General features: G+C 44.4%; 13 protein-coding genes. 4 read left to right on the forward strand and 9 right to left on the reverse strand.

The annotated features are described in order from the left end of the window. Positions 1–63 precede the first annotated feature (63 nt). On the reverse strand, positions 64–519 hold the full coding sequence (locus tag ACJJIC_RS16125; protein ID WP_444884455.1) for a DUF1289 domain-containing protein: 456 nt from the start codon (positions 517–519) through the stop codon (positions 64–66). A gap of 306 nt (positions 520–825) precedes the next feature. Here ACJJIC_RS16125 and acnB point away from each other — a divergent pair, with 306 nt between their 5' ends. Next, positions 826–3,441: a bifunctional aconitate hydratase 2/2-methylisocitrate dehydratase gene (acnB, locus tag ACJJIC_RS16130; protein WP_444886539.1), complete on the forward strand. Its 2,616-nt coding sequence runs from the start codon at positions 826–828 to the stop codon at positions 3,439–3,441. Positions 3,442–3,628: 187 nt separating this feature from the next. Here the strand turns inward: acnB and ACJJIC_RS16135 are convergent, their stop codons facing one another. Further along, positions 3,629–5,005, reverse strand: coding sequence for an MFS transporter (locus ACJJIC_RS16135; protein WP_444922847.1), 1,377 nt, complete (start codon positions 5,003–5,005; stop codon positions 3,629–3,631). Between the two features lie 478 nt (positions 5,006–5,483). Then, the gene (locus ACJJIC_RS16140) at positions 5,484–6,866 is read right to left on the reverse strand and encodes an MFS transporter (RefSeq protein ID WP_445357398.1); all 1,383 of its coding nucleotides are present in this window, start codon (positions 6,864–6,866) and stop codon (positions 5,484–5,486) included. A gap of 211 nt (positions 6,867–7,077) precedes the next feature. Here ACJJIC_RS16140 and ACJJIC_RS16145 point away from each other — a divergent pair, with 211 nt between their 5' ends. Then, a complete protein-coding gene (locus ACJJIC_RS16145; protein WP_444886542.1) occupies positions 7,078–7,824 on the forward strand; it encodes a sulfite exporter TauE/SafE family protein in 747 nt (248 codons plus the stop codon). Positions 7,825–8,032: 208 nt separating this feature from the next. Here ACJJIC_RS16145 and ACJJIC_RS16150 read toward each other — a convergent pair whose 3' ends face one another. The 5 genes from ACJJIC_RS16150 to ACJJIC_RS16170 form a co-directional block, all read right to left on the reverse strand. Beyond that, the gene (locus ACJJIC_RS16150; RefSeq protein ID WP_445357399.1) at positions 8,033–9,169 is read right to left on the reverse strand and encodes a hypothetical protein; all 1,137 of its coding nucleotides are present in this window, start codon (positions 9,167–9,169) and stop codon (positions 8,033–8,035) included. Between the two features lie 293 nt (positions 9,170–9,462). Beyond that, positions 9,463–9,726, reverse strand: a complete 264-nt coding sequence (locus ACJJIC_RS16155) for a DUF7660 family protein (RefSeq protein WP_445357400.1) — start codon at positions 9,724–9,726, stop codon at positions 9,463–9,465. Continuing rightward, complete coding sequence (locus tag ACJJIC_RS16160; protein WP_445357401.1) at positions 9,723–10,808, reverse strand: hypothetical protein; 1,086 nt, start codon at positions 10,806–10,808, stop codon at positions 9,723–9,725. The genes ACJJIC_RS16155 and ACJJIC_RS16160 overlap by 4 nt, the downstream gene beginning before the upstream one ends. 309 nt (positions 10,809–11,117) lie before the next feature. Then, positions 11,118–11,327 carry a helix-turn-helix domain-containing protein gene (locus tag ACJJIC_RS16165; protein ID WP_252082131.1) on the reverse strand — a complete coding sequence of 70 codons (210 nt, stop codon included), beginning with the start codon at positions 11,325–11,327 and terminating at the stop codon, positions 11,118–11,120. Position 11,328: 1 nt separating this feature from the next. Beyond that, the gene (locus ACJJIC_RS16170; protein ID WP_444909265.1) at positions 11,329–11,838 is read right to left on the reverse strand and encodes a DUF2975 domain-containing protein; all 510 of its coding nucleotides are present in this window, start codon (positions 11,836–11,838) and stop codon (positions 11,329–11,331) included. Between the two features lie 139 nt (positions 11,839–11,977). Between ACJJIC_RS16170 and ACJJIC_RS16175 the strand changes: the two genes are divergently transcribed. Both ACJJIC_RS16175 and ACJJIC_RS16180 read left to right on the forward strand, forming a co-directional pair. Continuing rightward, positions 11,978–14,044 (forward strand): S9 family peptidase, encoded by a 2,067-nt coding sequence (locus tag ACJJIC_RS16175; RefSeq protein ID WP_445357402.1) that lies wholly within the window; start codon positions 11,978–11,980, stop codon positions 14,042–14,044. Between the two features lie 400 nt (positions 14,045–14,444). Continuing rightward, complete coding sequence (locus tag ACJJIC_RS16180) at positions 14,445–14,756, forward strand: hypothetical protein (protein ID WP_445357403.1); 312 nt, start codon at positions 14,445–14,447, stop codon at positions 14,754–14,756. Positions 14,757–15,292: 536 nt separating this feature from the next. Here the strand turns inward: ACJJIC_RS16180 and ACJJIC_RS16185 are convergent. Further along, positions 15,293–15,688, reverse strand: a complete 396-nt coding sequence (locus ACJJIC_RS16185) for a hypothetical protein (RefSeq protein ID WP_445357404.1) — start codon at positions 15,686–15,688, stop codon at positions 15,293–15,295. Positions 15,689–16,400: the final 712 nt, after the last annotated feature.

Genomic DNA, 16,400 nt, shown 5'->3' on the forward strand with positions numbered 1-16,400 from the left:
AGGGGTAAGTCGCCTCGGGAAATACAGTAGCCCAGGCACGTAAGAATGAGTTGAGGCTGTAAGTCAGTCTTGTATCAAGCCAGGGGCGATAAAGCGCTGATAGTAAGCCACAGACAAGGCATAAAAATCTTCATCGATGCGCCGGCGAATTTCCACCAGACTCACTCCCCTGGCCTGAGCTGTCGGGCGCAGGCCGTAAGCACCCAGATCGCCAATCTGGCTGGCACCGGCGCGCAGCAGTTCAAAAACCCAGCAGTAGGCACTTTGGCTTTCATCAAAGCGAATTTGTTGATGGCGCAACTGGGAAAGCAGCAACGACTCATCAATGATTTCCAGCTGGCTGCGTACAGCATTGGTTAGATAGCCCTCCCGCCTGGAGGCAATAATACGGCGCTGCTCTTCGGTATAAGCATTCCAGTCGATCACCTCGTGGGCAAAACGCTTGCACCCACGACAGACATCATCACCTATTCCCGTTGAACAGACACCAATGCAAGGTGTACGGACTTTTTTGTACATCAATTAACCAGATTTAGCCGATCAGGCAACGCGGGCCTGGATTAAAATTGCGCGTAGACTATTTTGTTTCGGCCACTAAGAAAAGAGGTGAGGCAGCTGCAGTGGGCACAGTAAAATTTGCCCTGCGAATAGTCGAAATTCACTTAAATTATTGATTTTTCGATAAACTTAACAGCCGTAGGGCTTTGCTGTAGTATTCGCCACCCCGCCTTCAGCGGCCTCGAAAAAAAAATCCCGACAACAGTACAAAGATCGGGAATTCCACCCGCTGTTGGTGCCACCCCACACACCAAGAGGGACTTATCCGTGCTTGAAGCCTATCGTAAACACGTCGCAGAACGCGCCGAACAAGGCATCCCACCGAAGCCACTCGACGCAGAGCAAGTCGCTGGCCTGGTTGAGCTGCTGAAAAATCCGCCAAAAGGCGAAGAGCAGGAATTAGTTGACCTGCTAACCCACCGTGTACCCCCCGGTGTTGACGAAGCCGCTTACGTTAAAGCCGGCTTCCTGTCCGCCATTATCAAGGGCGACGCGGAGTCCCCGCTAATCGACCGCAAACACGCTGTAGAGCTGCTGGGCCAAATGCTGGGCGGCTACAACATCTCCACCCTGGTCGAGCTGCTGGACGACAAAGATCTGGCCGAACTGGCTGCCGAGCAGCTGAAAGGCACTCTGCTGATGTTTGACGCCTTCCACGATGTGGAAGAGAAAGCCAAAGCCGGCAACGAATTCGCCAAAGCGGTAATGCAATCCTGGGCTGACGCCGAGTGGTTCACCAAGCGCAACAAAGTGCCCGAGAGCATCAAAGTTGCCGTATTCAAGGTCACTGGCGAAACCAACACCGACGACCTATCTCCGGCACCGGATGCCTGGTCTCGTCCGGACATTCCCCTGCACGCGCTGGCCATGTACAAAATGAAGCGCGACGGCCTGGAGCCTGAAGAAGCCGGCGTTACCGGCCCGCTGAAGCAAATTGAAGAAGTGAAAGCCAAGGGCCTGCCCGTTGCTTTCGTTGGTGACGTAGTCGGTACCGGTTCTTCCCGTAAGTCCGCCACCAACTCCGTGTTGTGGTACTTCGGTGAAGAAATGCCTGGCGTGCCCAATAAGAAGGGTGGCGGTATTTGTATCGGCGGTAAAGTTGCCCCGATCTTCTACAACACCATGGAAGATGCCGGCGCACTGGTATTCGAAGCCCCCGTTGACGAACTGGGTATGGGCGACGTGATCGAGATCCGCCCTTACGACGGCAAGATCCTGGCCGAAGACGGCAAAGTCCTGTCTGAATTCCAACTGAAGTCCGACGTACTGCTGGACGAAGTTCAGGCTGGTGGTCGTATCAACCTGATCATCGGCCGCGGCCTGACCGGCAAAGCCCGTGAAGCCCTGGGCCTGGCGCCTTCCGAGCTGTTCCGCAAGCCTGAGCAACCTGCCGACACCGGCAAGGGTTACACTCTGGCGCAGAAGATGGTTGGTAAAGCTTGTGGCGTTGAAGGTATCCGCCCAGGCACCTACTGCGAACCAAAAATGACTACCGTGGGTTCCCAGGACACCACTGGCCCCATGACCCGTGACGAACTGAAAGACCTGGCTTGCCTCGGCTTTTCCGCCGACCTGGTAATGCAGTCCTTCTGTCACACTGCGGCCTACCCCAAGCCCGTCGATATCGACACCCAGCACACCCTGCCGGACTTCATTATGAATCGCGGCGGTGTTTCCCTGCGCCCGGCTGACGGCATCATCCACAGCTGGCTGAACCGCATGCTGCTGCCAGACACCGTAGGTACCGGTGGTGACTCCCACACCCGTTTCCCCATGGGCATCTCCTTCCCGGCAGGTTCCGGTCTGGTAGCTTTCGCCGCCGCTACCGGCGTTATGCCGCTGGATATGCCTGAGTCCGTACTGGTGCGCTTCAAAGGCAAAATGCAGCCTGGCATCACCTTGCGCGACCTGGTTCACGCCATTCCTCTCTACGCCATCAAGCAGGGCCTGCTGACCGTTGAGAAGAAAGGCAAGAAGAATATCTTCTCCGGCCGCATCCTCGAGATCGAAGGCCTGGAAGACCTGACTGTAGAGCAGGCATTCGAGCTGTCCGACGCCTCCGCCGAGCGCTCCGCTGCTGGCTGTACCATCAAGCTGTCCGAAGACACCATGGCCGAGTACCTGCGCTCCAACGTAACCCTGTTGCGCTGGATGATCGCTGAAGGTTACGGCTCCAAGCGCACCCTGGAGCGCCGCGCGCGCGCCATGGAAGAGTGGCTGGCCAACCCGAAACTGATGGAAGCGGACGCCGACGCCGAGTACCTGGAAGTCATCGAAATCGATCTGGCCGAGATCAAAGAGCCGATCGTCTGTGCTCCTAACGATCCAGACGACGCTCGCCTGCTGTCCGACGTTGCTGGCGATAAGGTAGACGAGGTGTTTATCGGCTCCTGTATGACCAACATCGGCCACTTCCGCGCTGCCGGTAAACTGCTGCAAGAACACAAAGGTGGCATCTCCACGCGCATGTGGATCTCCCCGCCCACCAAGATGGACGAGCACCAGTTGATGGAAGAGGGTTACTACAACATCTACGGTTCTGCCGGTGCCCGCACCGAAATGCCCGGATGTTCCCTGTGTATGGGTAACCAGGCGCGTGTGGCTCCGAACAGCACCGTACTATCTACCTCTACCCGCAACTTCCCCAACCGTCTGGGCGATGGTGCCAACGTGTACCTGACCTCCGCTGAGCTGGCTTCTGTAGGCGCCATCCTGGGTAAACTGCCGACTCCGGCTGAGTACCAGGAATACGCACAGAACCTGGATTCCATGTCCAGCGAGATCTACCGCTACCTGAACTTCGATCAGATTGAAGACTTCCAGAAGTCTGCCGAAGAAGGCAAGCGCATCGCCGCGACTGAGATCCAGGAAGTTAGTGTATAACTAACCGCCCTACCTCACTAAAAAGCCCCGCCATTTGGCGGGGCTTTTTTATTGCCCGAATACTTTGCGCAGTCATAATCTAGTGCTATCTAAGAAGTAAAACTATAAAAATAAAGCGTAAAACTGAGTTAAAGTGAGCTTTGCCTTTGTTCAGAACGGGACACTTAACGCAGTAAACCCATCCAAATCAAGCCTTACCTCTTCCATTAATAAAAAACACACTCACCACCATACCTAACAAAGCCAAGTGTGCATTCATCAAAAAGGCCCTACTCATACCTGTTGCTAGATCTGGAGCCAGTGCAACGATTGTCGTATTCAAGCCCAAGCCAATAGCACCGCCAATAATCTGAAACATATAAATAATGGCTGCTGCGAGGCTTGCACGGTTGAAACGAAGGATCAATATCGCTGCCGTCGTCACAGTTGGATAGAACAAGCCCATACCAACCCCCATCAATATCAGGCCCGGGACAAAGGCTGTTGGATCAATTTGAGCACTAAGCCTCGAAAGCACCAACATACCGATCCACATAAATAAGGCCCCTAGACTGGAAAGGCGTTTGGCCCCATACCGCCCATAGAGATGTCCAGCCAGATAAGAAGTGACACCAAAAGCAAGCATCATGGGGAGCAATGCAATACCACATTGGATTGCAGAAAAACTCCAAACCTTGCTTAGAAATTGGGGGATAAACATAAGTGCAGCAATAAATGCCACAGAGACCAGAAGGGTCGCCACTCCCTCCGCTAAGAACTTCTTATTCTTCACCACATCGATGGGAATTAGCGGCTCTTCTGAGGAGTGGTAATCCAAAAAGATAAAAACTGTAAAGAAAATCGCAAACGCCAAAAATAAAAGTATTGCTCTATAGTCAGTAAATCCCATATCTACCGACAGGTCCAATCCAACCAATAGCGCAAGTAATGCCAATGAGAGGAAGAGTAGCCCCATTAAGTCCACACGCTCAGAGGGAGCCTCAGGCAAGTCACTACCAATCAGTCGCCAACAAACCAACATTGCTACCAAAGTTATCGGGAGATTAAGAAAGAGAATCCACCGCCAGCCTAAAGAATCAGTCACAATACCGCCAATAATTGGACCAAGTGCGTTAGCGACAGCACAGCCAAGCATTAATAACCCACCAGCCACTCCTGCGCGTTTACTATCCAAAAGGTGGTATGTCATTCCAATCACGGCGGGCCACATCAAAGCACCACCAATACTTAACATTACGCGGCACCCCATCAACATCCAGATGTTAATGGAAAAGCCCCCCAGCAATGAGAACATCGAAAAAAGTGAGGCGCCTATGAAGAAAGTTCGGCGCCTACCCAGCATATCGGCTAAACGCCCACACGATATTACAGAAACACCAAAAGCCAAGGCATAAGCATTAACCAGCCACATTGTTGTAGTAAGATCGATATTAAAGGTTTTTTGGATCGCAGGTAGAGCAACAGAAAAGGCCGTATAGTCATACCCAATAAGGAAAATAGAGAAAATTAACGCCGCCAGCCCCAAACTGCGGGCTTCGGAAACCGTTAACCCCTTTAAATTCATTATTTTTTACTCACCTAGCCATAAAACACGTTTTATCGACTACTCCATTTTCTGCCCCCCCAACAAATACAGCAACTTTAAAACTCCGCTACTTTGCACTCCAAGCATTATCAAAGCCCTTTCTATAAGTCGTTAAATTTTACCTGTCAAGTCAAAAATCACACTAAAAAAGCATCCCCATCTCACTATTTCATTAGAGCATTCATTAGTGACCATCGCTTAAAAATAATCCTTAGTCCCCTTCCACAACTGTAAATCATGAAGTGAATCATTCATTAGCCAAGCACAATAGAAAAATACTGAAAAAGAAGCTGATGTTTACCCAAACACAAAGCCTTCAATCTTCCATTCGGTAAAAAGAGTAAGATCTCACACCCTGCAAAGCACTGTTAAATTGAATTGCTCCGCAAACAGATAATCAAAATTGATCTTAAAATTTTACCCAGCAGACAAGATATATAAAGCGTCAAAACGAACCTCAAGAAAAACGTGCATCAACACCCCTCAAAAAATAAAGCGGCAATAAAAAACCAAGAAAAGTTATAAAAGCATCCACCTCAAAAATCCTGTAGACACCTTCAGCAATATCATCATAATAGGCTAGGATTATTGCGTTGAACCCAAGAGCAAGCGCACCACCCAAAAAACGGAACATATAAACAATTCCCCCCGCGAGACTTGACTTACTGGGATCAACCAAAGCAACGGCAGCAGTAACCGCGGCTGGTGAATAGACTCCTAAACTTGCCCCTACCAATGCCAACCCAGGGATAAAAAAAACATAACTTGTGGATTCATTGAGTACTGACAGCCAATAGAGCCCGACACTCATACCAAGGGCTCCGCTACAAATTAACAACCTTGCACCACACTTTTCGTGTATCAATCCAGATATAAAAGAAAAAATACTGGAGCTTATCATCATTGGCAAAAGTGCAACCCCTGCCATAAGGGCACTATATTTATGAACCTTAATAAAAAGTAGAGGTATATAAACAAGGACAGCAAAGAAGGCTGTCGCAACCAACAAAACACTAAACACTATAGATAGAAAACTGGCATCTTTTATCAACTCAACGGGTATTAGCGCAGCAGATCCCTTACTGATCTCTCTACAACCAAACCCCACAAGAAATACCATTGAAGAACACAACAATAAAGTGGAAAATAATCCAAAAGCATGCTTTTGAGCCAGCACTTCCATAGCCAGCAAGAAACAAAATAGTGACACTGAAAGCAATAATGCACCCAGATAATCAACATCCTCCTCAATTCTCACTACTTCATCAGCTGGGTACTTCCTACAACACAAAAAAATTATTATAAATGCCAATGGTATGTTGACAAAAAGGACCCACCTCCAGGTTAGGTACTCACTAAAAAAACCACCCAATATGGGCCCTAGGGATGTCGACAAACCAAGGGCAGCCAGTATTAACCCTCCCGCCAAACCGGCTCTCTCTGGAGGTAACAGGTTATAAGCCATCCCAAGAATCGCGGACCAGATCAAGGCTCCAGCAAACCCCATTAATGCCCGACATAAGAGAAGCACCCATAGATCTTGTGCCAAACCACCCACAAGCGAGGACAACGCAAAGACAATAACGCCAAATATAAATAAGCGCCTACGGCCGTAAACATCTGCCAGTCGACCACCAGTCACAATGATCACTCCATAAGTAAGAGAGTAAGCATTTATTACCCAGTGGACTGAAGTAAAATTTGAGGAAAAATTGGCAGCAATCGCCGGCAATGCAGGAGAGAAAGCTGTAAAGTCCCCTGCAACCAAGAAGACGGCAAGAGAGAGAACAGATAAGCCCCAATAGTGAAGTGATGTGAGCGTACTTTTATCTGCCATCATAAAAAACTATTGAGTGATAACATTCTATTATTTACCAGCCTAACAAGACAGATTTGACGTGAAATAATGTGAGGAAACTGTAGATATTTTCATATAATTCGACCTCATCAAAAATAGATATCCTTTACCACAACCACTAGCCTTAAAATATTTTTATGCTTACCTTTAAGAAATAAAAATCCCTATTGTAGGCACGAAAATCCGCTGACACATGATCATTACCCTCCTTCTAATTCTCGGCCTGGTTACTGGCTACATTTCTATTATGGCTGCAGGTGGTGGCGCACTGCTGCTGGTCCCCCTAGTAGGATTTCTAGTTGGCCCCCATTTAGTCGCCCCAGTATTAACAACAGGAAATGCGATTGCATCTCCATTCGGCGTGTATTTATTTTGGAAGCACATAGATTGGAAGGTGGCATTATGGCTAATCCCAGGCATCATACCTGGAGCAATTATTGGCGCCTACGTTTATACCCAGATGCACCCACTATTAATAGAGTTTACTGTCGGCTTATTCTTAGTTTCGACCATATTTCAGTTTGGATTCGGGCATAAGAAACGTTCATTTGTTATGTACCTGCCGTACTTTCCAATGCTCGGCTTTGTCACCACACTCTTCTCTTCAATTATTGGCGCTGTAGGCCCCGTACAAAATCCTTTTTTCTTAAATTACGGACTTAACAAAGAGGAGCTAGTCGCAACCAGAGGCGTGAGCTCTTTAATGATGCACTCGACGAAACTTGTCGCTTACTTCCATTTTGGCGCGCTTAACACTGAATTGATCACTTACGGCTTGACCATTGGACTGGGAATTATGACAGGCATGTTTATAGCGAAACATTTCCTAAAGATAATAAGCATACAAAAATTTAACAGCTACGCACTTTCGATCATGTTTGTATCTGGGTTGATTTTAATTTTCAGAGTTAGCGTGCAGCTATGGGAGGCAGTTTCATGACCCCAAAATTACAATTAAAACTGGCAGGCAACAATTCAATTTTGAAGCCTTCAAAAACCTTAAGACCTTATGATTTCACCTGACACAAAAGAACACCTCCTTCAACAAACCCAGTCATAAAAATTCAAAACATCTTATAAGCCCCACACCACCATAAAGACCACGAGATTATTATCTTTAACTCCTTGGATATACTCACAATTAGACATTAACCCTCATTTCCTTTCCCCTTCCCCTTCCCTTTAAGATATTCTTCCTGAGATATTTCTTGCCCATGCCGGAGGGCATCATTAAACAGTCGATTATTGCTGGGAATTGGAGTTTGACCTTCCTCTTCACCATAAAATTTTCTGTATATATTTTTAGTCTGATGATCCCTCCTAAACATGACTGACTCAAAAGGATAGTCAATAAAAATATGCCTTAGATTTAAATATTCACCCGTTTTAATCGGCATCAGCTCAGACCTCAAAGACGTATAGTAATTTTTACTTTCAACTTCAATCTTCTTTCTTCGTGGATCATCTTCTTTCAAAGAGCGCCATTTCTCGTATAACTCATGTCCTTTTCCACCTTCAACTGTGGCTCTATTTGAAATAGATGCATATGCGTCCTTACCCAGTAGAGCTATCGCAGACTCAGGAGATTCTTTTGCATATATCATCTCAGGGGAGTTCACCTGTATTTCTGCAACCAAACCACTACTCGTTTTAATTTTAGAGTTTACTCCGCTATAACCTAATGGATCCACAGATCCATCGATAACTTTTACCATTGCTCCTTTTGCCCTAAGCATTCCAACTACTATAGGGATTTTATCCTGCGGTACAACAATGGTATTCCTTGCAAGATCCTTGATTCGAGTTGGGTCACCGCCGTAATCATTAATAACTTTTTCCTTAGATCTCTCTAATGACTTTATCGGCACTTTAGCAACACTCCCCTCATTCATAGCCGCTATTTTATCGGCCAGAAGGTCAATTTCTTTCTTCGCTGCGGGAGCTTTTGCATATAACTCATCAAAGCCTTCGATCTTCTCTGAGTGGAACGATGACTGATCGCTTTTTGAAGCCTCATTTGGTGCATACTGATGAGACTCAACCCCAACAGGCAACCAATTTTTATTTTTCTTTGAGCTCCCAACAAATAAATTAATGACATAATATCTAGAATCAATAACGCAACTGCCTTTAATGGCACTAGATTCCTGCCAGAACGGATTAGGCCCTGAAAAGCAGGGCTGAGCCAGTGTCGCAGAATCAACCTTTAAAGGTACCAATAAGCCGCATACTAAATAAATGAAATTATAAAGAGTCAAATAGCATAAAATTGAGCGACTATTCATGAATCGACCCCAATTGAAACGTTTACTCACAGTTTATATCTGGAGAGTAAAAAATGGATACTTTAAGGTAACCCGCGACAAGGGTCAGAATAAGATTACCCAGAATTACTATATCACTTAAATGACTTTGAAGATGTAAATATGGATTTCACCCAACACCATTTAGACCATTATCAGGGAGTATCATCTTGCCTACCTGATTACCAATGGAAAGCATTTGGCAAGCTCCAGGATAACCGCTTATTAATTTCTATACATATTATCCTAGGAGATAGGTAGGATTCCCTGGCAAATCATTCATAAATCCTTGCCGCATAAATAATTTCAGCAAAGACTTGCCACTGAATATTTTCAGGCATACCCTTCCCTTGATTTGCATAAAATCCATCCATATCTTCTGTCCATGCAGCCATTGCTTCGAGAAAATTGGCTAAATCAGTATTTTCCCAGGTTGATGCGTTATTTTTAAAATCCTCAAGTAGATCCAAGATGAAACTGGAAAAATCAGCCCTTGTTTTAATTTCACCCAGCTTATTTGGCAGATCTAGTGATTTCATCGATCTTCACCTTCTTCACGGATACGAATAGATGTACCATCGTTACGACTGGTAAACTTAAATGATCTGGTAGATAATTCCTCTGATGTGGCGGGAATTATTCTTATCGGCTTATTCGCCTCTTGGAAAGCTTTGAGCCTTCTATTATCCAGGGAGTAAATCTTTCCGTCACGACCAAAAACCCGAATAGGAGGGACATCATACGCAGTTACTTTACCCTCTTTAAGACTTTGAATTAAATCTTCAACTTTACGACCATTTGAAAACGTTGGCTTAATACTATCCTGGGTAAATCTAACTTCTTTGGGATTTATCAGCCCCTTTCGGATCACAGCAATCCTTGGGGATGCTACCCATTTACTGTAGGACGTAAAACGACCTCCCGTAGCATAAGACCGAACTCGAAACTTGTAAGAGCCACTCTTTAATCGATTATTTTTTTCAATTGGGAGGGTTACTGAAACAGCTTTTGCTCCCATATAGACTGAGGACCATGTTGCGCAATCATCTTTACACTGTTCAATTTCATACCCTGATACTTTTGCTCCAGTATCTGGAGCTTCCCATTGAACTTTGACCGTTCCATGAGATTCTGGATTGTCTGAAGCTGTAATCACTGATAAGGGGGCTGACTGTACAGGAGGCTGTACCTGCTGAACTCGCTCTCCCTCGCCACCAGAAGCGGTAACATTTCTTGGCGAAGAAGGTGGGATAGCTACATTTACCCACTTTTCAATGGAGTAAGCGCCACATCCACTACTATTACAAGCCCGGACCTTAAATCCCCAAGATCCTGTAGATAGCTTTTTAACCCGATAAGAATGCCCAGCAATTTTTATGGGCTTAGACCAATCTCCATCATTTTTTTGCTTTACAAGCTCATAGGTGTCTACCGTCTCTGGGGGAGGATGCCAAGTTAACGTTATATCCCCAGTTCGACTTTTCATTTCCGAGACAGCTACTTCAACTTCTGAGGGCGGTGCCACCCCAAAGGCTGACTGACTAGAAAAGTTATTAGCAAAGGTTATAAGAGAAAAAGAAAGTAAATATAAATATGTAATGATATGCAGTTTAAAAGCCACTACTATCACCCGAAAATTTATATGGTGAGTGGGAATTACCAATTGCCTTATTACGGCTGACAATTATAGGGTATAGCTTAGCTATAAAAGAAGATAACTGCTGAATTACTGGTCAGCTTTAAGTGTGGAAAGTTTATGAACCTCTACGGAAAAAATGTTTAGGAAAGTAATACAATTTATGTAGATATACGGAGTCTATGAGTTAATTCATAAAGGTAACTCCGTACACTAATGTTAGATTCTGGCGGAATTTTAATTGACTATAACCTAGCCCCTTAACCTTTACCTATAAAAAATCCAGTGAGCAAGTCACTCATCCCGCCTGAACTCTAAAATATCACCTGGCTGACACTCTAGTGCCTCACATATTGCCGATAGGGTGTCAAACCTAACGCCCTTCACTTTACCACGCTTCAGTAGGGAAAGATTAGCCTCAGTAATTCCTATCTCTGCTGCCAACGACTTTGAACTGACTTTTCGCTTGGCCAGCATTACATCTAGATTGACAATGATAGCCATGCTAAACAAACTCTTTGTTTTCTTGATCGATTTGTTTTGCTGCACGCAAAATATAGAGGACGCTCACTAGCACGAACAATGTAAATAGCCTGCCGATATCAAGTGCAAGGAATAGAGTAAGTTCATTATTATGCAAATACGATAAATAACTAAGCCACAAAGATTCTAACATACGTACCAAAATCGCAGCGCCATAAAGCCAAACCAGCCATAGGTAGCATCGGTCACTCTCCTTACCAAAGTAATCCCCCTTGGCGTACTGTCCAAAAAGTCGCCAAAGCCAATAAATAAACAACCCGGAAAGCACAAAAGTTGGCAACTGGCCGAGGAATAGCATCGGTCTGAACTGATCACCTAGCCCCCACAACTCTTGAAAAAGTGGGTTGCTGCTATTGAAGGCATTCATGTCATAGAAAAAATAATTGATCAGCAAGCTGCTAACAGCAATAAGGCTGATTACCACGATTGCCCAGCGCAGACGTGCACTTAATACCTGGATCTTATGATTCACAGATTAACTCCTATTGGATAGGCAGGCATTATACAAAAATATTGCATTTCTGCAATCAAGCAATAAATTATTGCTTTACAATAATTTATTGCTGATCTACAGTATGCCTCATAGTCATTATTGATAAGGAGTAAAGCACATGGAATTACAAAATAATCGTTGGTCAGTACGTAAGGCCATCTGCTGGCTAAGTCTTGCGGCCGCATTTAGTGGCTGCAGCATTAACCACCTCGTGGAGGATTCAGTATCGGCGGAAACTCAGCAGGAACTACTCTCTGTTGAGAGTTTCTTTAATGACTCTGCAATCAGCGGGGTTAAATTATCTTCAGATGGGCAGTGGCTAGCCTGGCTCCAGCTGCACAATGGAGCACCGAATATCTATGTAATGCCGAGCAATGGGAGTATTGAAGATGCCTTCCCGTTGACCGCTTTTGCCGACGGCGCAGATAGCTTTTCTTGGGATAAACATCAGCTCGGCATGTTTGTCTCTAAAGACTCGAAAGGGAATGAACTGCACCAGATCTATAGATTGGATCTGGAGGTAAAAGATAAAGATCTAAGTTTGCTCGACACCCAAAAATTAACCTCAAAAGACAGCGCGAGATACATAATTTTAGGGCAAGCTTCAGAAAAGCCCAACAGTCTAACTCTCTTTGCTAATCACGACGATCCGAAGTTGTTAAGTTTTTATCAATTGAACACCCAAACTGGTAAGTTGACATCAATAATGTCTAATAATCAGCGCTTCCATGATGTACTGATTGACAAAGAGGGAATTCCTGTCGCCGGTGTAAGGTCCAACCCAGACACATCCATGGAATTGTTTATTCACAAGAATAAATCCTGGCAAGAGGCTCTGAAAACTGAGCCTGGAGAAATCTTACACCTATCCAGTTATAACTCAGATCTCGGGAGAGTGTATTTCGAGTCTAGTTACGGTGAGGCAGACACATCAGGGTTGAAGCAATTGAACCTGGCTTCAGGAAAAATTACTGATGTGCATACAGATCCTAATAAACGTGCCGATGTTTACAAGACTCTTTTCAATAAAGATGGTGAGCTTCAGTTGGTTTCTTACTACTATGGGTACCGAGAAGATTATCCGGTTAGTAAGGAATTCCAAAAACACTGGCAATTTATCACTACTCAGTTTACTCGCAGAGTAGAGATCGATGTTATCTCTATAAATGAAGAGTCTGGCATTTGGTTGTTGGACATTGCTAGCGATGTCGATCTGGGAGCTTTTTATACCTACAATCAAACAGACCAGTCGCTAACGCGCTTGATTGATAAAGATACTAAATTAGACTCTGCATCTCTGGCAGAAAGACATTCTATCACCTATCAGGCCCGTGACGGTATTACCATCCAGGCCTATCTTACCCTGCCCAACGGCAAGAGTAGTCAGTTACCGCTAGTGGTATTGCCGCATGGTGGCCCATGGGCTAGAGATTATTGGAGACTGAGTGATAGCTTTTTCAACCGTGTGTCTCAACTGTTAGCAAATCGTGGTTATGCCGTTTTGCAACCTAATTTTCGTGCATCGACTGGCTTTGGTGAAACCTTTATCTCTTTGGGTAATCGCCAGTGGGGAACCGGTGGGATGCAACACGATCTTACTGATGGTGTTGAGTATTTAGTAGAACAAGGCATTGCAGATAAACACAAAGTGGCAATCATGGGTGGCTCTTATGGAGGCTATGCAGCACTTTCCGGGTTGACTTTCACCCCAGATGTATATGCCGCCGCGATATCTTTTGTTGGCCCATCAAGTTTAATCACATTGATAGAGTCATTCCCGGAGTATTATCGACCCTTTATTTCTAACTGGTTCAATGCTGTTGGCGACCCTTTGATTCAAGTTGATCGAGAGGATATGCAAACCAGATCGCCCATAAACTTTACGGATCAAATTAAAGCACCCTTACTGTTGGTGCAAGGTGCAAATGATCCTCGCGTTACTCAACTTGAGTCTGATCAAATTGCTGTAGAAATGTATCAAAAAGACTTGGATGTCGAGTATATTTTAGCAAAAGATGAGGGGCATGGGTTTAGCAAGCGCATTAATAAGATGGCTTATTTAATAAAGATGGAAGAGTTTCTTGCTGAGCACCTTGGTGGTGAATTGAATCCTGAAATCCCTGAGGAGCTTACTACTCACCTGGCAGGGCTTGAGGTCGATATATCAAAATTAGCCAAACAATAATCTCAAGTCGATTTCTTGCGATCTTAATTTGATTGCCAACGTAGCACGCCTGTCTTTGACCGATATTAATCAATATCGGTTAAAGACAGGATACCTGTTATCAGTCTTACCTAAGCAGTGAAGACCAAATGAATTTACTACTTCTCCACTACCTGACCTCAGCATTTCCAATCGAAGCAATGTCACTATGTTGATTGGTTTCAACCCGTTTTAAACCTTAGAGCCCAGTCTTAGAAATTAAGAAAAAGCGTAGTAACCATATGGAGGAAGCCATGCATTCTCGTTTAATCACCATTCTCGGAACCCTTGAAGTTTCAACAAACACAAGTGCAGCCGAGTTCGACAACCAAAGCCACTAAGTTTCCATCCGTATATACCCTTGAACACAAGGTATAGAGAAATGGAACTTACTAGAAATTATCGAACAACTGAGAAAGGAAATACAAAGGAGTTTAGCTACTTAGAATTCACTGCTTCTGAGAGCGAGTCATGGAATAGTATTTCAATAGGGGCAGACTTTGACAACTATCCGCTGAAGTTGCGATTATGCTACTGTACCGTTTCTACTGATAAAATTGATGCATGGGATTTTGATGAGAACAACCCCATCTTTGCGCTTATTTTTGATGCCTGGCAAGAGTATGATTTAGAAGCATTCTCTCTGACTGATGTTTTTGAGCTATCGAAATCCTGCCAAAAAGCCTGCCTGTAACTGCTAGGGGGTTATAGCTTTGCCGAACTAGATTGGTCTCTATCTATGGAAGGGGTAATTGAAGGTATCGATAGTCACGAGTCGAAATTATTCAACAAAAGCTTCGCCCACCTTGGAGATGGGTTCCGCTACAAGTTCACTGGCTCTTTGTGTATGAATACTGAATACATTCAACACAACATCGATTAGATCGGCAAATATAAAATAACTGAAACAAACGAATGGAATTCGATCTGGATAACCTTGGTGTATGGCAGGCAAGAGGTATCTTATATTTTCCAACTAGAGATGAGTACGCTACTAAATAACAACTAGAGGCCTCACCCCTATGGCCCTCAACAATAATGAGCTAATAAAGCTGACAGGCTAACTCCAATAAAATCAGGCCCAGCGAAATAGCAAAACACCGTCGGGCCTTTATTTATTTGGAAATTCTTATAGCAACTGAACTAACAATTTTCACTGTTTATTAAGGCAAGAGTAAGTCTTAATTCATCGACTGTTGCGCCCTATTGTTAAAATATTTTTCGTACTATTTAACTCCCTTTAAGGCGAAGATGATAAAATCCTTGCGACCAAATCTCCCCCCATGACTGTGAGCAGGAAGAAAATTTATCCTCATTAAACCACAAGGTTACACTCTTACCAGTTGCATGTGCAGTGGTTAGAAGAGAAAAAGCAGCCTTACAGGATTCTTGCTTGAACCCGCCCTCCAAATTCTCGGTGATCCGGCAAAGTGCGACACTATGAAAGTTAGTGCCACTTCCACTGTCTATTATACTGGCGTTAACATTTCCGTTTAACGCAATTTCTACCGTAGTTACTTTACCGGTACACTCAGTCCCAGAGTAAGCACTACCAGAGGCAAAAATCAGCCCCAACAGCATAGCTTTTCCTGACCTTACTGTAAGCTTCCCGAATTTACTATTCATATCTACTCGCAATCAATTCAAATTTGGTATTAAATAATTCTGGAGGAAATATACTATATTTACCCCTGTCATGAGAAGGTAAATAACATAAATTATACGCCCTTGCTGGATAATACCATACTTGTATTTTCAGTTTGGTAAGAGTCGATAATTAGATGGAACCAAGTAAGAAAGTTGTTTTAGATAGCGGTAGAAGCTCATCAAGCCAGCTCCAAGAAATAACTATATAAGTGCTATATAGAGAATATTCGCTCTAGTGTAAAACGGAAGTATCAATTAGCAAAGTAGTTTTGATACACTGCGCAAAGTTAGCCTCATCATTAAATAGCCTATTTCGAGCCCCTAAACCTGAACAACCTAAGCAGTACCAGAATTCAAGAGTACTTATTGACCAGTCAAATTATAATCCGCTAAGAAAAAAATTATCAATATTTAAAATTGCTTATTAAGGTTAAAAAAGTCCCTGCAACTCTTAAATTACACCAATCATTTACTGTATATCCGACGATGAATATTTGATAAAAACCCTATCCCACCAACCCCTAGAGATCAAAAAAAGTGTAATAAAGGATCAAAGTCGACTCTAGTTTATCGCATATTCATTTGATGGTGAGCTTTTAGGCTAATAATTGAAAGGCAAGCTATATCTTGTCACAGCTGGAAAAGTCGGCCGCTCAAACTTCTACTCTAGAGCCCGGCTTACACCGGGCTC

The organism is Microbulbifer mixtoriginis (SeqCode), assembly GCF_052468275.1.

Bases quoted from the DNA above. Each gene is read 5' to 3' on its own strand.
- ACJJIC_RS16125 (WP_444884455.1), bottom strand. From the start codon at position 519: ATGTACAAAAAAGTCCGTACACCTTGCATTGGTGTCTGTTCAACGGGA.
- ACJJIC_RS16135 (WP_444922847.1), bottom strand. From the start codon at position 5,005: ATGAATTTAAAGGGGTTAACGGTTTCCGAAGCCCGCAGTTTGGGGCTG.
- ACJJIC_RS16140 (WP_445357398.1), bottom strand. From the start codon at position 6,866: ATGATGGCAGATAAAAGTACGCTCACATCACTTCACTATTGGGGCTTA.
- ACJJIC_RS16145 (WP_444886542.1), top strand. From the start codon at position 7,078: ATGATCATTACCCTCCTTCTAATTCTCGGCCTGGTTACTGGCTACATT.
- ACJJIC_RS16150 (WP_445357399.1), bottom strand. From the start codon at position 9,169: ATGAATAGTCGCTCAATTTTATGCTATTTGACTCTTTATAATTTCATT.
- ACJJIC_RS16155 (WP_445357400.1), bottom strand. From the start codon at position 9,726: ATGAAATCACTAGATCTGCCAAATAAGCTGGGTGAAATTAAAACAAGG.
- ACJJIC_RS16165 (WP_252082131.1), bottom strand. From the start codon at position 11,327: ATGGCTATCATTGTCAATCTAGATGTAATGCTGGCCAAGCGAAAAGTC.
- ACJJIC_RS16175 (WP_445357402.1), top strand. From the start codon at position 11,978: ATGGAATTACAAAATAATCGTTGGTCAGTACGTAAGGCCATCTGCTGG.
- ACJJIC_RS16180 (WP_445357403.1), top strand. From the start codon at position 14,445: ATGGAACTTACTAGAAATTATCGAACAACTGAGAAAGGAAATACAAAG.
- ACJJIC_RS16185 (WP_445357404.1), bottom strand. From the start codon at position 15,688: ATGAATAGTAAATTCGGGAAGCTTACAGTAAGGTCAGGAAAAGCTATG.